Origin of the sequence: Lautropia dentalis (genome assembly GCF_003892345.1) — a bacterium.
GTDB classification, from domain to species: domain Bacteria; phylum Pseudomonadota; class Gammaproteobacteria; order Burkholderiales; family Burkholderiaceae_E; genus Lautropia; species Lautropia dentalis.
On the sequence record NZ_RRUE01000002.1, the window covers coordinates 1,366,367 to 1,382,035 of the forward strand.

A 15,669-nucleotide genomic window follows, 5' to 3' on the forward strand; every position below is an offset into this window, starting at 1 on the left:
CCGTGTCTGCCATGCCTCCTCCCGATGCCGTTCCGGACCGTCGCGCCCTCTGGCTGTACAGCTGGGGCTGGCGGCTGGCCACGCCGCTGCTGGGGTGCTATCTGCTCTACCGCAGTCTGGCGCAACCCGAGTACCGCCAGCACTGGGGCGAGCGCTGGGGCTTCTGGCCGGCCGAGCGCAGTACGGCCGACATCGACACCTGGCACACCGGCCGGGTGCGGCCGTTGTGGGTGCACGCAGTGTCGGTGGGCGAAACGGTGGCCATGCTGCCGCTGCTGCGCCAGTGCGCGGCGGCGTGGCCGGATGTGCCCATCCTGCTCACCCATGCCACGCCCACGGGGCGGGCCACCGGACAGGAGCGCCTGAAGGATCTGACCGGGCGGCTGGCGCAGAGCTATCTGCCCTACGACACACCGGGGGCGGTCGAGCGTTTCCTGACGCACTGGAACCCGGCCATCGGTCTGATCATGGAAACCGAGGTCTGGCCCAATCTGGTGGCGGCGGCCAACCGGCACGATGTGCCGCTGGTGTCGGTCAATGCACGGCTGTCACCGCGCTCGCTGGCCCGCGGACAGCGCTTCGAGTCGCTGATCCGGCCGGCCGTGGCGGGGTTCTCGATGATCATCGCCCAGACGCAGGACGATGCCGAACGCATTGCCCTGCTGGGCAAGCGTCCCGAGGCCGTGACCGGCAACCTCAAGTTCGACCAGCCGGCGGATTTCGTGCTGCAGGCACGGGGGCAGGGCTGGCGCAAGCGGCTGGGCAACCGGCCGGTCGTGCTGGCGGCCAGCACCCGGGAGGGCGAAGAGGCGCTCATTCTGGAGAGCTGGCGCGAGGTACTGCTGCACCGCCATCCCCGTCTGGGCGGGGGGGAGGACGATCTGCTTCCACTGCTGATTGTCGTCCCGCGGCATCCCAACCGCTTCGAGGCCGTGGCGCGGCTGATCGAGCGCTATACCGGCGGGGCGCCGCTGACCCGTCGCGCATTCGACGATCCGCAGACCGATTTCAGCGCCAGTGGTGTCCTGCTGGGCGATTCGATGGGCGAGATGCAGGCCTGGTATGCCGCCGCCGATGTGGCGGTGATGGGCGGTTCGCTGCTGCCTTTCGGTTCACAGAACCTGATCGAGGCCAATGCCGCCGGCTGTCCGGTGGTGCTGGGGCCGTCGGTGTACAACTTCCAGCAGGCTGCCGAGGCGTCCATCCTGTTCAGCGCCTCCATCCAGGTGGAAAACCCGCGCGAGGCCATTCCCGTCGCCCTCGATCTGGCGGCCGACAGTCAGCGGCGCGGTGCCATGTCCGAGGCCGGGGTGGCGTTTGCGCAGGCGCACCGGGGCGCCCTCGAACGGACCCTGGAGGCGCTGGCCCCCCTGCTGGAACGCACGCTGGGCAAGCCGGCCGTGCCGCTGGTGAATACCACGCCGCCGCCTGCCCGGCTGGATGCGGGCTGATCCGCGACCGATGCGGTCTGCACCATACGTGCCAGTTGGCCTTGACGGCTGTCATCCGCGCCATCGACGGCTACGTCGGGGCTGCGTGCAGCGCAGCGTCCTGTTGCGCGGTCTGCCTGCAGGTTCAGGGTGCAGGTAAAGAAGAGGGGCCTGGTGACGGTGCCGCGCCCGGCCCTCCCGCCCGCACCTGCAGCTGACGGTCCACGGCCTCGATGTCGGCGTCGCTCAGGCCGCCGATGGCAGCCTTGAGCCGCAGCTGGTTGAGCAGCACCGCGTAGCGGGTGGCCGCCAGATTCTGCCGTGCCTGAAACAGCTGCTGCTGGGCATTCAGCACGTCAACATTGATCCGTACCCCGGCCTGATAACCGGTGTTGTTCGATTCCAGCGCCAGCTGGCTGGAGCGCACGGCGGCCTGCAGGGCTTCGGCCTGCTGCAGGCTGCTCTGCAGGGCGAGGTAGGTGTCGCGCGCCTGCTGGGCAGCGCCCCGGCGGGCCGCTTCGAGCTGGCTCTCGCGTTTTCCCAGGGTGGCCGCCTGTGCGCGCTCCAGGGCCTGCAGGCTGCCACCGGCATACAGCGGCACCTGGACCTGCAGCATGGCCGAGACATCGCGGCTGCGCTGGATGGGCGTATCCACGGTGAGATTGGTCTGGCCGTGCTGGGTGGCGGCCTGCGAGACGATTCCCACGGAGGGGTAGTGGGCGGCTTTGGCGGCATCCAGGCCGCGCCGGGCGGCTTCCATCCCCAGTTCGGCCTGCTGGACCAGAAAGCTGCGGGTGCGGGCCTGGGCCTCCCACCACGCCTGCGGCTCCGGTGGTACCGGACGCAGGGGGGCATTGCCGGGCAGGGGGTTCAGATGGGTGCCGGGCAGCCCGGTGAGCTGGGTGAAGCTGGCCTGACGGCTGATCAGGGTATTGCGCGCCGCCGCCAGCTGGGCGCGGTTCAGGTCGAGCCGTGCCTGGGCCTCCTGCTGGTCGGTGATGGTGGCGTTGCCGGCCGCATAGCTCTCGCGGGCGGCCTCGAACTGTTCCTGGATGGCGGCGCCCTGCGCCTCGGCCACGGCCACGGCATCCTGCGCCTGCAGCACCGCAAAATAACTGGAGGCCACCTGGGTGGCCAGCTGCTGCAGTGACTGCGCCAGCTGGCTGAAGGCCAGCCGTTCGCCCACCTCGGCCTGGCTCACGCGGGCGCGTTCCTGGGGCAGGTACAGCGGAATGCTCAGCACCAGGCCCGCCAGCTGGTTGTGGTAGCTGCCCGGCGCCTTCATGTTGGTGTGCAGCCGGCCTTTGCCGGCCGTCGCCACGGCAGCCACCGAGGGGCGCAGCACGCCGCGCGCCGCCCGGCGCAGCTCGCGGGACGTGTCGACCTGTTGCCGGGCCGCCTGCAGCGATGGATCGTTGTGCTGTGCAGCCTCGAAGGCCTCCTGCAGCCCGGTGGCATGGGCAGGCGCCAGGGCGGCGGACAGCAGGCCGAGCGTCAGGGCCAGGCGCAGGGGGACCCCCTTGCGGGAGCGCGGGGCGGGCAGGGAGGTGCGTTTCATGGCTCAGTACCGTGTCATGCCCGGTTCCTGCTGGAGCGCCCACGCGTCGATGCCGCCGATCAGGTCGTACACCTGTTCGAAACCGTGGTGCATGAGAAAACGCATGGCCTGCAGGCTGCGCATGCCATGATGGCAGATGCAGACCACCGGCTGGCCGGGGTCCGCCCGGCCGATCAGGGCCGGCAGCTCCGCCAGCGGCACATTGTGCGCGTCCGGCAGGCAGACGTGCTCGTATTCCCACTCTTCACGCACGTCCAGCAGCAGGGGTGGCTGGCGTTGCGGATCGGCCAGCCATGCGGCCAGCTGGGCGGGCGTGAGGCGGTTCACCGGGTCAGAAATGGAAGTGGTTGACGGTGGGGAAGCCCTTCAGGGGCGGGGCCATCGTCTCGAAGATGTTGAGCGGCGCAATGCCTTCGGCCGTGCGGGTGTAGACGCGGGCCTCCATCACCGGCGCCTCGCCGATGAAGCAGAACAGCCGCCCGCCCGGGTTGAGGCGCGCGAGGAAGTCGCCCGGTTCCACCACCACCGCTCCCGACAGGATGATCACATCCCAGCGGGCATCGGTCGCCTTCAGGGCCTCGTGGCCGTCACCGGCATGCAGATCGAGGCCATCGTCCAGGCCGGTGCGGGCCAGATTGGCGGCGGCAAAGGCCGCCAGTTCGGGATCGATCTCCCAGCTCTGGATCAGCCGGCTACAGTGCGACACCAGCGCGGTGCCGTAGCCCGAGCCGGTGCCCACTTCGAGCACGGTCTCGTGGGGCTGGATCTGCAGGGCCTGCAGCATGCGGGCATCCTCCCGCGGCGGCAGGATGACCTGGCCCGAGGGCCGGGGGCCGATGTTGAGCGGCACCTCGGTGTCGGCATAGGCCATGCCGCGCCAGGACTGCGGCACGAATTCTTCCCGCGGTACCTTGCCCAGGATGTCGAGCACCCGGGCGTCGTTGACCCGCCAGGGGCGGATCTGCTGTTCGATCATGTTGAAGCGGGCTTGCTCGAGGTTCATGGCGCTGCGCTCAGGTTGGTTGGGTCGGGGTTGGTTGGGTTGGGGCTGGCCGGGAATGCCCGGTCGGGCCGCTGATGCCTGGGGTGGTCGTACTGGAAAGCCCCCGCGACGCAGGGGTATGTTCCTGCGGTGCAGAGGCATGTTCCCTCGACGCAGGGGTATGTTCCCGCGATGCAGGCATGTGCCCCTGCAGGCAGGGCGGGATGCAGGTGTGCCCCGACGGCCAGAGAATCGTACCGGCCGCAGCGGCGGCAGAGGCACTGCTTGCCGCAGGGCTGGCAACCCTGTCATCACCGGCTGTCCGGGGGCTGGCCGGGCCTGCACCATGTGCAGGGACTGCCGGGTGGCCGGCGGGGGCAAGGCAGGCCGTATCACCGGCCGATGCGGATGGCCCGGGCAGGCCGGTGCCGGGCGTGCGCAGCAGCGACAGGATCAGCGCCACGTGATGATGGATGAACTCGGCACCGCACGGCACGAGCTGCGGAACGCCGCACTGGGTCATGGAGTGCGCCCAGATCAGCTTCATGACCAGGGGGGACATCACCAGGTGGGCCGCCACGTCCATCTCGCAGGGCTTGCGGAACTCCTGGCGTTCCACGCCGCGCTGGATCAGCTGGCGAATGACGCCATGGCCGATGCTGGCCACTTCTTCGTGGAAGAAGCGGGCGATTTCGGGAAAGTTGCTGGCCTCGGCGATGATCAGCTTGATGATGCCGCCGATATGCGGCTGGCTGAAGCAGTGCCACCAGTCGGTGAGCACGTTGGTGAGCAGCTCTTCGTTGCTGCCGGTGGCCTGCTCGATGCGCTGCCGGAACTGCTCGATGACCGGCACGATGTTGACCCGCACCACGGCCTTGAAGAGATCTTCCTTGCCGGCGTAATAGAGATAGAGGGTACCCTTGGATACACCGGCGCGCGCCGCCACGTCGTCGAGGCGGGCAGCCGCGTAACCCCGGGCCACGAAAACTTCCAGCGCGGCATCCAGCAGCTCGCCGGGCCGGTGCTCCTTGCGGCGCTCCCAGGCACGGGTGCGTTTGCATTTTTCTGCGGTCTGGGGGGACGTGTTCACCATATGTATTAATGACTAAATGGTCATTAATAATATCGCCTTCCGATATGTCCGTCAATTATGCACCTGTCAAAAGTGCTGAAATTTGCGGCAAATCAGGGAAGTGGCAACTGACGCTTCTGGCGCATCCCGATCCTGGGCTCAAAGTGCTCGCAGACTTTTGCAGAGGGGGCCCGGCTGACCTGCGATGCAGCTGGCCTGCGATCCGGCCGGGGCGCAACCCGGGCGCGACACCGGCCTCTGCCTCCGGTTCGGTACGCGGGCAGGGTCAGGCAGGGGAGGGACAGCGCTTTCTTCAGGGCTTCCCATGCCCTTTCCGTGCTCCAAGGCGCTCCTGCCGCAGCGTCCACCAGGCGTCGAGCCGGCGGAACAGCCAGCCACGCGGCCGCTGGATGCCGGTGCGCACATAGTCCACCGCCAGAGGGTCTTCGAGGAAGTTCAGCTGCAGGCGCTGGGCGCTTTCCAGCCCCATGAAGAGCAGCCGGTCACCTGGCTTCAGCTCGGTGGACGGCGCGGGCAGCAGCACCCGCTCGCCGCGGCGCACCAGCATCACCGCCAGGGCCGGCAGCCGGGTTTCGTAGTGGCGCGGATCGCGCAGGATCTGCTCGATGGTCAGCGCACTGCCGCCGCGGTTGCGAAAGAATGCGTTGAACAGCCCCGGCTGGGTCGGGTCGCAGTGAAAGGCCCAGTTGCGGGGCGAGGCGTTGCCCACGGTGGCCATGATGTGCTCGATCACCTGGCTGGCGGCCGTATTGCCGCGCTGGCGCACCAGCGTGATGAAATCGCCCAGCATCGGCGTTTTGAGCGTCTGCAGGATCTCGCGCACCACCAGCTGCGACTGTACCACCCGCAGGTTGGCGCGGGCCGCATCGATCAGCAGCCGGTCGGCCGACTGGTTCTGGCGGATGATCACGAAGATGTCCGGATTCAGTCGCCGCGCAATGGTGGTGACGCTCAGGTTGATGGTGTCGTTGTCGGTGCCGGCCACCAGCACACTGGCCCGTGCCACACCGGCTGCCTTGAGCGATCCTTCGGAGTTGTCGCCACGCAACAATCGTGCCTCGCCGGCCAGCGCCCGGTCGGGGTCGATGGCCTTCCACCCCACCCGCGATTCGTCCAGCGTGGCCGAGATGGTCTGGCCAAAGCGCCCGTAGCCCACCAGCACCCATTTGCCCTTGGGCAGGTTGATCCGCGTGGGAATGGGCGTGCCGGGGGCGGCCGTCACCCAGTCCTCCAGTCGCAGCACCTCGGGTGCGGCAATGTCCAGCGACAGGTTGGTGGCCAGCACCTGGAAGGGGTTGATGGCGTGCACATCCCCAAACGCATGCAGGTTGGTGGCGCCCTCGGCGTCCGATACCCGGGCGATGACGGTGATGTCGTCGCGCAGCAGCTTGGCGCCGATGGCAATGGTCTGGTTGGCCCGCTCGTCGCTGGTCAGGGCGATCACGCCGCGGCAGATGCGGCGGTGGATGCCGGCATCCTTCAGCGAGCCGGGGTGTACCGCATCGGCCTCCAGAATCAGTGGCGGGCTCAGGAACTCGTTCAGTGCAAAGCGGGTGGCGCGTTCGTCACTGATCTCCACCACCACCAGCCGGTGCCCCAGCTGGTCCAGCGCCTGGGCCAGGGCCAGTGCACTGCGGCCGGCCCCGCAGATCACGAAGAAGGGTTCGGACAGCCGCTTCACCTGCCAGCGGAACACATTGCGCGCCACCGTGCGGCGGAAGGTGCGGTCGGTGGTCATGGCAAACACCGAACCCACCGCGTAGGTCCAGGCCATCACCGACATGTAGATGGTGATGATCAGCCACGCCCGCTGCTGGTCGGAAAACGGGAAGGGCAGCTCGCCAAAACCGATGGTCGTGGCGGTGTAGCTCATCACGTAGGTGGCGTGGAAAAACCCCATCCGCCACGGATTGCCGTCCGGATCGACGCCGGGGGCGATGGCCAGCCCGAAGATCGAGATGGCATAGACCGCGATCAGGATGATCAGCGGCACCCGCAGGCGCCGCAGGATCATGTAGATGACGTCGATCATGGCGGGTCGATCCGTGAGGGGGGCAGCGTCGTGCCTGTGCGGAACCGGGCAGAGGGCCTGGACATCGGAACAGCGGACGCAGCGCGGTTCAGCGCGTCTGCCGCAGTGTCTCGCCGATCAGCAGGCACACCGACACCAGATTGGCGATCAGCGCCCCGCCCGACAGCGACACGATGATGCTGACGGTGTGCCCGTCCAGCGGCGCGCCGGCGAACTGCTCCACCCACATCCAGACCAGCGAGGCGAACAGCAGCTGCGTCGTGGCCACCAGACTGGTGGCCAGGTGCGTGGCGCCCATCTGCGTGCGGTCGCCGAACTTGATGATCAGCGTGATCAGATTGATGACCACGGCGATGAACAGCTCGGCCGGATGGTGGAAATCTGCCCGGTCGATCTCACCCAGAAAGAAACCGAAGTTCAGGGTGCAGGCCAGGATCGTGAAGAACGCAAAGACGACCTTTTCCAGATTCATACCGGGGACAGGCGATGAAAGTCAGACAGGGGGGACGGACAGGTCCGCCGGACGCTTCGGGGCTTCCTCCACGGAGCCGCGCCTTCTTGCATGTTACGTCAGTGTGCCGCGAAGGTGAACCCGAAGCCCGGGCATTCATGCGTTCTGGTGATGCATGGGATGTGCTGTCCCCACGTGTGCGCCGTTCAATACCCCTGCTGCCGGTGTGTGCAGGGCGCCGGCATTCATCCGGCAGCCTGTCTGCCTGTCCGGGCGAGGTGGCTTCGGCTTCTGATAATGAATCCTTCAACCTTGGACAGGTAGTTCGCCATGCACGGCCGGGTCCGGCACCGGGGCAAACGCTCCCAGATCCAGTCTGCGCCCGAAAAGCTGCTTGACCGGCTGCTGGTGGCTGATGCCCACCACCAGCGTGTCGGGCAGCTCGCGGCGCAGCATCTGCATCAGCCCCTCGGCCGAGATGTCGTCGAGCTGGTTGGTGGCTTCGTCGAGGAACAGCACCGCCGGCCGGCGCAGCAGCACCCGGCACAGGCTCAGCCGCTGCTGCTCGCCCCCCGACAGGATGCGGTGCCACTCCCGCTCCTCATCTGGTGGTACACCCCCCAGCCGCTCCAGACCGGTCAGATCCAGCAGCCGCTGCAGCGTGGCATCGTCGGGCAGCGTGCCGTCGGGGTAGGCCACGGTCTCGCGCAGACTGCCCAGCGGCAGGTAAGGGCGCTGCGGCAGGAAAAGGCTGCCCGGAGCCACCCGGAAATGCCCTGCATGCCAGGGCCACAGCCCAGCCAGCGTGCGCAGCAGCGTGGACTTGCCCACCCCGCTGCGGCCATCGACCAGCAGCCATTCCGATGGCTGCACGCTGAAGTGCACGCTCCGTGCCAGCAGCCTGCCTTCCGCGGAGTGCAGCGCCAGCCCCGCCACGTCGATCAGGGGCATCTGCGCCCCATCATCTGCCCCTGCCGGTTTCTGGCCATCGACCGCCGCCATTGCTTCCTGAAAACGTCCCAGACGTTCCACCACGGCCGCCCATTCCATGATGCGCTTGTAATAGTCCATGAACCAGCCAAAGCCGTCCTGCACACTGGAAAACGCCGTGCCGGCCTGCATCATGCTGCCGAAGCTCATGGTTTTTGCCAGATACATCGGCAGCGTGGCCACCACCGGAATGAAGAAGCTCACCCGCAGATAGGCCGTGGAAAACACCTCCAGCTTGAACTCGCGCGTGATCAGCTCGCGCCAGTTGTCGCGGATGCGGCCGAAGCGCTCGTGCAGCCGCGCCTGCTCCGCGTGCTCGCCGCGGTACAGCGCAATCTGCTCCGCATGGTCGCGGATGCGCAGCAGCGTGGCACGATAATCGGCCTCGCGGTGCTGGCGCTCCACGTTCAGTGGCTGCAGCCAGCGGCCGATGATGTGCGTCACCAGCGTGCAGGCCAGCGACCAGATCAGCGCAATCCACACCAGATAGCCGTGAATGGTCCAGCTCCTGCCGTACAGCTCGAAGGTCTGCACGCCCGAGAGCTGCCACAGCACCACGATGAACGCCCCCAGCTTGGTGGCGTTCTGGATGAAGGCCTTGAACAGGTCGATGCTCTTTTCCGAGAGCATCAGGATGTCCTCCGCAATCCGCTGGTCCGGGTTGTCCGGCTCGCCCGTGATCTGCAGGCGATAGTGGCGGCCGTCGTCCAGCCAGCGCTCCTCGAAGTCACCGGTCAGGTGGGCCCGCCACCGGAACAGCAGCGTCTTGCGCAGCCAGCTGCCCACCGTGGCCACGAAGGTGATCATCCCGATGTACAGGAGAAACTCGCCGATCAGCCCGGGCAGTGCCGGACTGTCGAAGGCCGCCAGTGCGTCATAGAAGGTCTTGTTCCAGGCGTTGATCAGCACGAACACGCGCACCAGCCCCAGCGTGCAGCCGATCATCGCGGCCAGCAGCACCCATTCGCGCCACTGCCTCGCACGGAACCAGAACGGGCCGGCCAGCGCCAGAAAACGTCGTATCGTCAGCATGGCAGGCGAAGCCTTTCGGATCAGGAGGAAATCAGTGGCAGACCGGCAGCGGGGCAGGGGGCTGTCCGGGCGTATGTCGTGGACGGCCGGCAGAAGCCCGGGAACTGCCTGATGGCAGGTGTGCGGAATCGTGTGGCAGGTGTGTGGGCGGCGTATGGCAGGCCGGCGATGTTCAGCCCCTTCAGCTCCAGAAGTGATGCAGCGGGCCGCTGCCATGCCCCACCTGCAGGATATCGGCATTGACCAGCGCACCGGTCAGATAGGCCCTGGCCTGGCGCACGGCCATTTCCAGATGCACGGTATCGATGTTCGCGGCTGTGTCGTTGCCCGTGGTCGTGCTACCTGCTGTTGTGTAGCTGCCCGCGGTCGTACCTTTTACCGCAGCTGCCCCGTCGCTGACCGTTGCTCCATCCATGGGGATGGGGCCTCCCGTGGGTTCTGCCGTCTGTGCAAGCCGCGCCCACAGTGCCGCAATGGCCGACGACAGCGTGCAGCCGGTGCCATGTCCGTGACGGGTTTCGATGCGTGGCGAGGCTAGCCGCACCACACCGTCTGGCGTACTGAGCAGGTCCACGGCTTCGCCGCCGTCCAGATGGCCACCCTTGAGCAGCACGTTCTTCACGCCCAGCGCGTGCAGCGCCGGCAGACAGGCCCGCATGCCGGCCTCGTCCACGGGGGCTAGCTGGCCCAGCAGACGGCCGGCCTCGCGCAGGTTGGGGGTGAGCAGCGTCACCCGGGGCAGCAGCAGCCGGCGGATGTCGTCCAGCTGGCTTTCATTCATCAGCGCACCCTTGGTGCTCGCGGCCATCACCGGATCGAATACCACGAAGGGTGGCCGGTGCCGCGCCAGCCGTTCGGCAATTACCGTTGCAATGTCCGCATCGGCCACCATGCCGATTTTCACCGCGTCCACGCGGACATCGTCGAACACCGCATCGAGCTGGGCCGCGACCAGCGCCGGCGGCTGGGCCGCCACCTGCGTCACCGCCCGGGTGTTCTGCGCCACGATAGCCGTGACTACCGCCATGCCGTAGGTGCCCAGTGCTCCGAATGTCTTCAGGTCGGCCTGGATGCCGGCACCCCCGGTGGGATCGGTACCGGCAATGCTCAGGATGTTCGGGATGCGGGCAGACATGGGAGACAGGGCAGGGCGCCCGAAAGGAGAGAAAGGGCTACAGGTGCGCAACGTGGTACCGCGGATGGCAGCCTCTGTCTGGATGGACTGCGGCTACGCGATGCGCACAACCCGCCATGATCGCAGAAGTCCGCAAAGCCGGCCAGAGCCTGTCATGAATTTGTTCGTTCCCGCACGGGTTTCTGCCGGATCTCGGCAGGGAAGCGGTTGCCGCTCAGGCTGGCAGCGACTGAAGAGGACTCCCGGATATTCAGTAACGGGCGTCGTGGGCAGGCAGGCTGCCCCGCCGCTGTCCGGGCAATGCCGGCCGCGTCCCCGTCACAGGTACCGTATGGCGGCGGGGACACAATGCAACGCACGGTGTGTCACCAGATGATAGGATGATGCCTCGTGGCTTTCCGGCCAGAACGGCCGCTTCCGGAGTATCTGCCATGACGCTCATCGCACCGGGCCCCACCCCCTGGGCCGCCCCGGCCCGCTCCCCCGAACCACCTGCCCACATCATCCCCAACGTGCTCACCGTGGCGGGTGTGGACCCCAGCGGGGGCGCCGGCGTGCTGGCCGATGTCAAGACCTTCTCCGCTCTCGGCGCCTACGGCTGCGCCGTCATCTGCGCGCTTACTGCGCAGAACACCCGTCATGTCACCGGCATCGAGGGGGTATCGTCCGACTTCATCCGCCTTCAGATCGACACCCTGTTCGACGACGTGCGCATCGATGCCGCCAAGCTGGGCATGCTCGGCACCGCCACCATCGCCCGCACCGTGGCCGACGCGCTCGGTCTGCGGCTGACCGCGGGCACGCTGCCCACGCTGGTGGTCGATCCTGTCATGGTCTCCAAGGGCGGCGACGTGCTGCTCACCTCCGACGCCATCCACATGCTGCGCGACGCCGTGCTGCCGCTGGCCACCGTCATCACGCCCAACCTGCCCGAGGCCGCACTGCTGCTGGGCCAGAGCGCGCCCACCAGTGTGCCCGACATGTACCGGGCGGCCGAACGCCTGCGCCGGCTGATGTCCGACAGCGGCATGCGCTGGGTGCTGCTCAAGGGCGGCCACATGCCGGGCGACCCCGTGGACCTGCTGTTCGACGGCGAGCGGATGATCGAACTCAGCAGCCCGCGCATCGACACCCCCAACGTGCATGGCACCGGCTGCACCCTGTCGGCCGCACTGGCCGCCCTCATTCCGCAGCTGCACGACGTGCCGGCCGCCACCCGCGCCGCCCGCGACTATCTGGCGGGCGCGCTGTCGGCCTCCGGCCAGCTGCAGGTGGGGCGCCGGGTCGATGGTCGGGGCCATGGGCCGGTGCATCACTTCCACGCCCTGTGGGGGCAGCGACACGGCGGGGCATGAACCACCTGCCCCGGCCTGTTGCAATCTGTAGAAGCTGCAACCGATGACATCGGCAGCGGGAGGATTTTGCGTTTTCTTTTCTTCAGCCGCGTTAATATCCAGCCCCATGGAATTTCTCTACACACTCCCGCTCATGGTCAAGGCCATCATCCTCGGCATCGTCGAGGGCCTGACCGAATTTCTCCCCATCTCCAGCACTGGCCACCTCATCCTGGCCGGTTCCCTGCTGGGCTGGAACGACGACAAGGCGCAGGTCTTCGACATCGCCATCCAGACCGGGGCCATCCTCGCCGTCATCTGGTACTACCGCGTGCGCATCGGCAAGGTGCTGGCCGGCCTGTTCACCGACCGCGTCCAGCAGCGCTTCGCGCTCAACGTCATCATCGGCTTCCTGCCGGCGGCCGTCTTCGGCGTGCTGTTCAGCAAGGCCATCAAGGCGCACCTGTTCGGCCCCGTGCCGGTGGCCATCGCCCTGGTGGTTGGCGGCTTCATCATCTTCTGGGTCGAAAAGCGGCAGGAGTCCATCAAGCCGCGCGTCACCGACATCGACAGCCTCACCGCGCTGGATGCCCTCAAGCTCGGCCTGGCCCAGTGCTGCGCCCTCATCCCCGGCACCAGCCGCTCCGGCTCCACCATCATCGGCGGCATGCTGTTCGGCCTGTCGCGGCAGGTGGCCACCGAGTTCTCGTTCTACCTGGCCATCCCCACACTCATCGGCGCCAGCGTGTACGACACCTGGAAGCACCGCGACCTGCTGGGTGCCGACGACATCTCGCTGTTCCTCGTAGGCTCCGTCGTCGCCTTCTTCTCGGCACTGGCCTGCGTGCACTGGCTGATCCGCTTCGTGGCCAGCAACAGCTTCCGCCTGTTCGCCTGGTACCGTGTGGTGTTTGGCCTGGTCATCCTGGCCACCGCCTACACCGGCGTCATCAACTGGCACAACGCGGGCTGATGATGGCACGCTGGGGATGCGGGCCGGAACAGGCATCCCCATCCCCCCGGGGTGTACGTACCGCGGGCCAGGTGGCGCGCGAGCGCATGAGCCAGGCATTCCATCCTCCCGGGAACACGCACCGTGACTGAACCCGTGACCGCCAGCCGGCGAGGCTGGCTGATTCTGGCCGCAGACCTCGTCCTGTTCTTCCTGCTGGTGCGCGGGCTGCCCTTTGCGCCGGTGGAAAACCGCGGTCTGGCCCTGCTGGCGTTCGTGGCCGTGCTGTGGCTGACCGAGGCGTTCAGCATCACCGTCACCTCGCTGATGATCCCGCTGTTTGCCATCGGCCTGGGCGTGCTCGATACCCGATCTGCCTTCCAGTCCTTTGCCGAACCCGCCATCTTCCTGTTCCTCGGTGGCTTTGCCATGGCGGCCGTGCTGCACATCCAGAAGCTCGATCTCTGGATGGCCGGTCATGCCATTCGCCTGGGCCGGGGCAGCCTGAAACTCACCGTCTGCTGCCTGTTTGCCATCACGGCCTTCATCTCGCTGTTTGCCAACAACACGGCCGTGGCCGCCATGATGCTGCCGCTTGCGCAGGGCATGCTCGGCCAGGTCGACGTAAAGACCCATCGCAAGCTCCATGCCTTCGTGCTGCTGGGCGTGGCCTTCAGCGCCAGCATCGGCGGTATCGGCACCCTGGTGGGCAGCACGCCCAATGCGCTGCTGGCCATCCTGACCGACCTGCGCTTTGCCGACTGGCTGACGTTCGGCATGCCCGTGGTCCTCCTGCTGATGCCGGCCATGGTGCTGTCGCTCTGGGTCGTGCTGCGCCCCGACTTCAACGTTCCCTTCCGGGTGGATATCGAACCCGTCCCGCTGACGGGGAGGCGTGTCTTCACCCTCATCGTCTTCGTGCTTGCTGCCTTGCTGCTGGTGCTTGGCAGGCAGGTGGCGGTACCCCTGCAGCAGCTGCTGGGCCTGTCCGACCCCATCCGGAACCTCGATGCCGTCCTGGCCGTGCTGGCGGTGGTCGTGCTGTGCGTGGGTGGTGCCGCCAGCTGGAAACAGATACAGCAGCACACCGAGTGGGGCGTGCTGCTGCTCTTTGGCGGGGCGCTCGTGCTGGCCATCGTCGTGGAGCAGACCGGTGCCGGCAAAATCCTGGCCGATATCCTCGTGCAGGCCATGGGCCAGCAGCATCTGGTGAGCACCCTGCTCCTGCTGGCGGCAGGCGTGCTGCTGCTCACCGAATTCACCTCCAACACCGCCACAGCCGCGCTGCTGATGCCCATTTTCATACCGGTCGCGCATGCCCTGCAGCTGCCCGGGGTGGCACTGGCTGCCATCATCGCCTGTGGCGCCTCCTGCGCCTTCCTGCTGCCCATCGCCACCCCGCCCAACGCCATCGCCTATGCCTCCGGCCGCATCCGCCTGGGTGAAATGTTCCGCGCCGGGCTGCTGCTGAACATCGCCGCTACCTTCATCATTGGCCTGCTGGCGTACTTCTGGTGGATTCACGGATAAGCCGGGATTCGCGGGCGAACCAGGATTCATGGGCAAGCCGTGGAGTCGTGGCAGACGGGACGGAGGGCATGGTACGTGCTGAGGGACGCGCCAGCTGCGGCGTCTGCTGCAATCACTGGTACGATTGCAGCCGAAGGGCACCCCCGGACATGGGATTCATTGCGCGGCACACCGGCCGTACGGGTCCTGGTGCAGTTGCACCCATGTCATGCAGCATGCATCCTTGATATGGGCACATCGGTGTCCGCCTTTCCTTCCTGCAGCCGGCGTGGTTCTTCGCCGGTTGGCAGCCCGCTCCTCCACATATCCTCATGAGGTTTCATACACATGCAGTTTCCCAATCACGAAGGCAAGAAGGTTCCTTCCGTCGTCTTCCACACCCGCCAGGGCGATGCCTGGGTGGACGTTTCCACCGATGAACTCTTTGCTGGCAAGAAGGTCGTCGTCTTCTCGCTGCCGGGCGCCTTCACGCCCACCTGTTCGTCCACCCACCTGCCGCGTTACAACGAACTGTATCCGGTGTTCAAAAGCCTGGGCATCGACAGCATTCTCTGCGTCTCCGTCAACGACACCTTCGTCATGAACGCCTGGAAGGACGACCAGGACGCCGAAAACATCCGCTTCATCCCCGACGGCAACGGCGAATTCACCGCCGGCATGGGCCTGCTGGTCGACAAGGACGACCTGGGCTTCGGCAAACGCTCGTGGCGCTACTCGATGTACGTCGAAGACGGCACCGTCAAGAAGATGTTCATCGAGCCCAACAAGCCGGGTGATCCGTTCGAGGTGTCCGACGCCGACACCATGCTCAAGTACCTGAAACCCGACTACCAGAATCCGCCTTCGGTGGCCATCTTCACCAAGCCCGGCTGCCCGTTCTGCGCCAAGGCCAAGGCCCTGCTGAAAGAGAAGGGGCTGTCGTATGAAGAAATCGTGCTGGGCCGCGACGCCAGCACCGTGGCCGTGCGTGCCATCACCGGCCGTGCTACCGCACCGCAGGTCTTCATTGGTGGCAAACACATCGGCGGCAGCGACGATCTGGAGGCGTACTTCAAGGCGCAATGAGCGTTTGCCGCTGCGAAAGGCAGATGCAGAGCGCTCTGCCTTCTGGATTACCCCCCGTTCTGGGTGGCTGATCGTCCAGAACGTG

General features: G+C 66.8%; 13 protein-coding genes. 5 read left to right on the forward strand and 8 right to left on the reverse strand.

Features of this window, described 5'->3' with window-relative positions:
- The first annotated feature begins 11 nt into the window (after positions 1 to 11).
- The gene (locus EHV23_RS13540) at positions 12 to 1,451 is read left to right on the forward strand and encodes a 3-deoxy-D-manno-octulosonic acid transferase (protein WP_125096532.1); all 1,440 of its coding nucleotides are present in this window, start codon (positions 12 to 14) and stop codon (positions 1,449 to 1,451) included.
- 124 nt (positions 1,452 to 1,575) lie between these two features.
- Here the strand turns inward: EHV23_RS13540 and EHV23_RS13545 are convergent, their stop codons facing one another.
- From EHV23_RS13545 to thiD (EHV23_RS13580), 8 genes are all read right to left on the reverse strand, one after another.
- Positions 1,576 to 2,988 carry a TolC family outer membrane protein gene (locus EHV23_RS13545; protein ID WP_125096533.1) on the reverse strand — a complete coding sequence of 471 codons (1,413 nt, stop codon included), beginning with the start codon at positions 2,986 to 2,988 and terminating at the stop codon, positions 1,576 to 1,578.
- A gap of 3 nt (positions 2,989 to 2,991) precedes the next feature.
- On the reverse strand, positions 2,992 to 3,315 hold the full coding sequence (locus EHV23_RS13550) for a rhodanese-like domain-containing protein (RefSeq protein WP_125096534.1): 324 nt from the start codon (positions 3,313 to 3,315) through the stop codon (positions 2,992 to 2,994).
- 4 nt (positions 3,316 to 3,319) lie between these two features.
- Positions 3,320 to 3,991: a protein-L-isoaspartate O-methyltransferase family protein gene (locus EHV23_RS13555; RefSeq protein WP_125096535.1), complete on the reverse strand. Its 672-nt coding sequence runs from the start codon at positions 3,989 to 3,991 to the stop codon at positions 3,320 to 3,322.
- Positions 3,992 to 4,001: 10 nt separating this feature from the next.
- Positions 4,002 to 5,063: a TetR/AcrR family transcriptional regulator gene (locus EHV23_RS13560; RefSeq protein WP_125096536.1), complete on the reverse strand. Its 1,062-nt coding sequence runs from the start codon at positions 5,061 to 5,063 to the stop codon at positions 4,002 to 4,004.
- Positions 5,064 to 5,355: 292 nt separating this feature from the next.
- Positions 5,356 to 7,095 (reverse strand): potassium channel family protein, encoded by a 1,740-nt coding sequence (locus tag EHV23_RS13565; RefSeq protein WP_125096537.1) that lies wholly within the window; start codon positions 7,093 to 7,095, stop codon positions 5,356 to 5,358.
- 88 nt (positions 7,096 to 7,183) lie between these two features.
- A complete protein-coding gene (locus EHV23_RS13570) occupies positions 7,184 to 7,567 on the reverse strand; it encodes a DUF6394 family protein (RefSeq protein ID WP_125096538.1) in 384 nt (127 codons plus the stop codon).
- A gap of 285 nt (positions 7,568 to 7,852) precedes the next feature.
- A complete protein-coding gene (locus EHV23_RS13575; RefSeq protein WP_125096539.1) occupies positions 7,853 to 9,568 on the reverse strand; it encodes an ABC transporter ATP-binding protein/permease in 1,716 nt (571 codons plus the stop codon).
- A gap of 181 nt (positions 9,569 to 9,749) precedes the next feature.
- Positions 9,750 to 10,703 carry a bifunctional hydroxymethylpyrimidine kinase/phosphomethylpyrimidine kinase gene (gene thiD / locus EHV23_RS13580; protein WP_125096540.1) on the reverse strand — a complete coding sequence of 318 codons (954 nt, stop codon included), beginning with the start codon at positions 10,701 to 10,703 and terminating at the stop codon, positions 9,750 to 9,752.
- Between the two features lie 431 nt (positions 10,704 to 11,134).
- Here thiD (EHV23_RS13580) and thiD (EHV23_RS13585) point away from each other — a divergent pair, with 431 nt between their 5' ends.
- From thiD (EHV23_RS13585) to EHV23_RS13600, 4 genes are all read left to right on the forward strand, one after another.
- Complete coding sequence (gene thiD / locus EHV23_RS13585; protein ID WP_125096541.1) at positions 11,135 to 12,058, forward strand: bifunctional hydroxymethylpyrimidine kinase/phosphomethylpyrimidine kinase; 924 nt, start codon at positions 11,135 to 11,137, stop codon at positions 12,056 to 12,058.
- A gap of 106 nt (positions 12,059 to 12,164) precedes the next feature.
- A complete protein-coding gene (locus EHV23_RS13590) occupies positions 12,165 to 13,010 on the forward strand; it encodes an undecaprenyl-diphosphate phosphatase (protein WP_125096542.1) in 846 nt (281 codons plus the stop codon).
- A gap of 123 nt (positions 13,011 to 13,133) precedes the next feature.
- Positions 13,134 to 14,519, forward strand: a complete 1,386-nt coding sequence (locus tag EHV23_RS13595) for an SLC13 family permease (protein WP_125096543.1) — start codon at positions 13,134 to 13,136, stop codon at positions 14,517 to 14,519.
- A gap of 327 nt (positions 14,520 to 14,846) precedes the next feature.
- Complete coding sequence (locus EHV23_RS13600) at positions 14,847 to 15,584, forward strand: glutathione peroxidase (RefSeq protein ID WP_125096544.1); 738 nt, start codon at positions 14,847 to 14,849, stop codon at positions 15,582 to 15,584.
- The last annotated feature ends 85 nt before the right edge of the window (positions 15,585 to 15,669 follow it).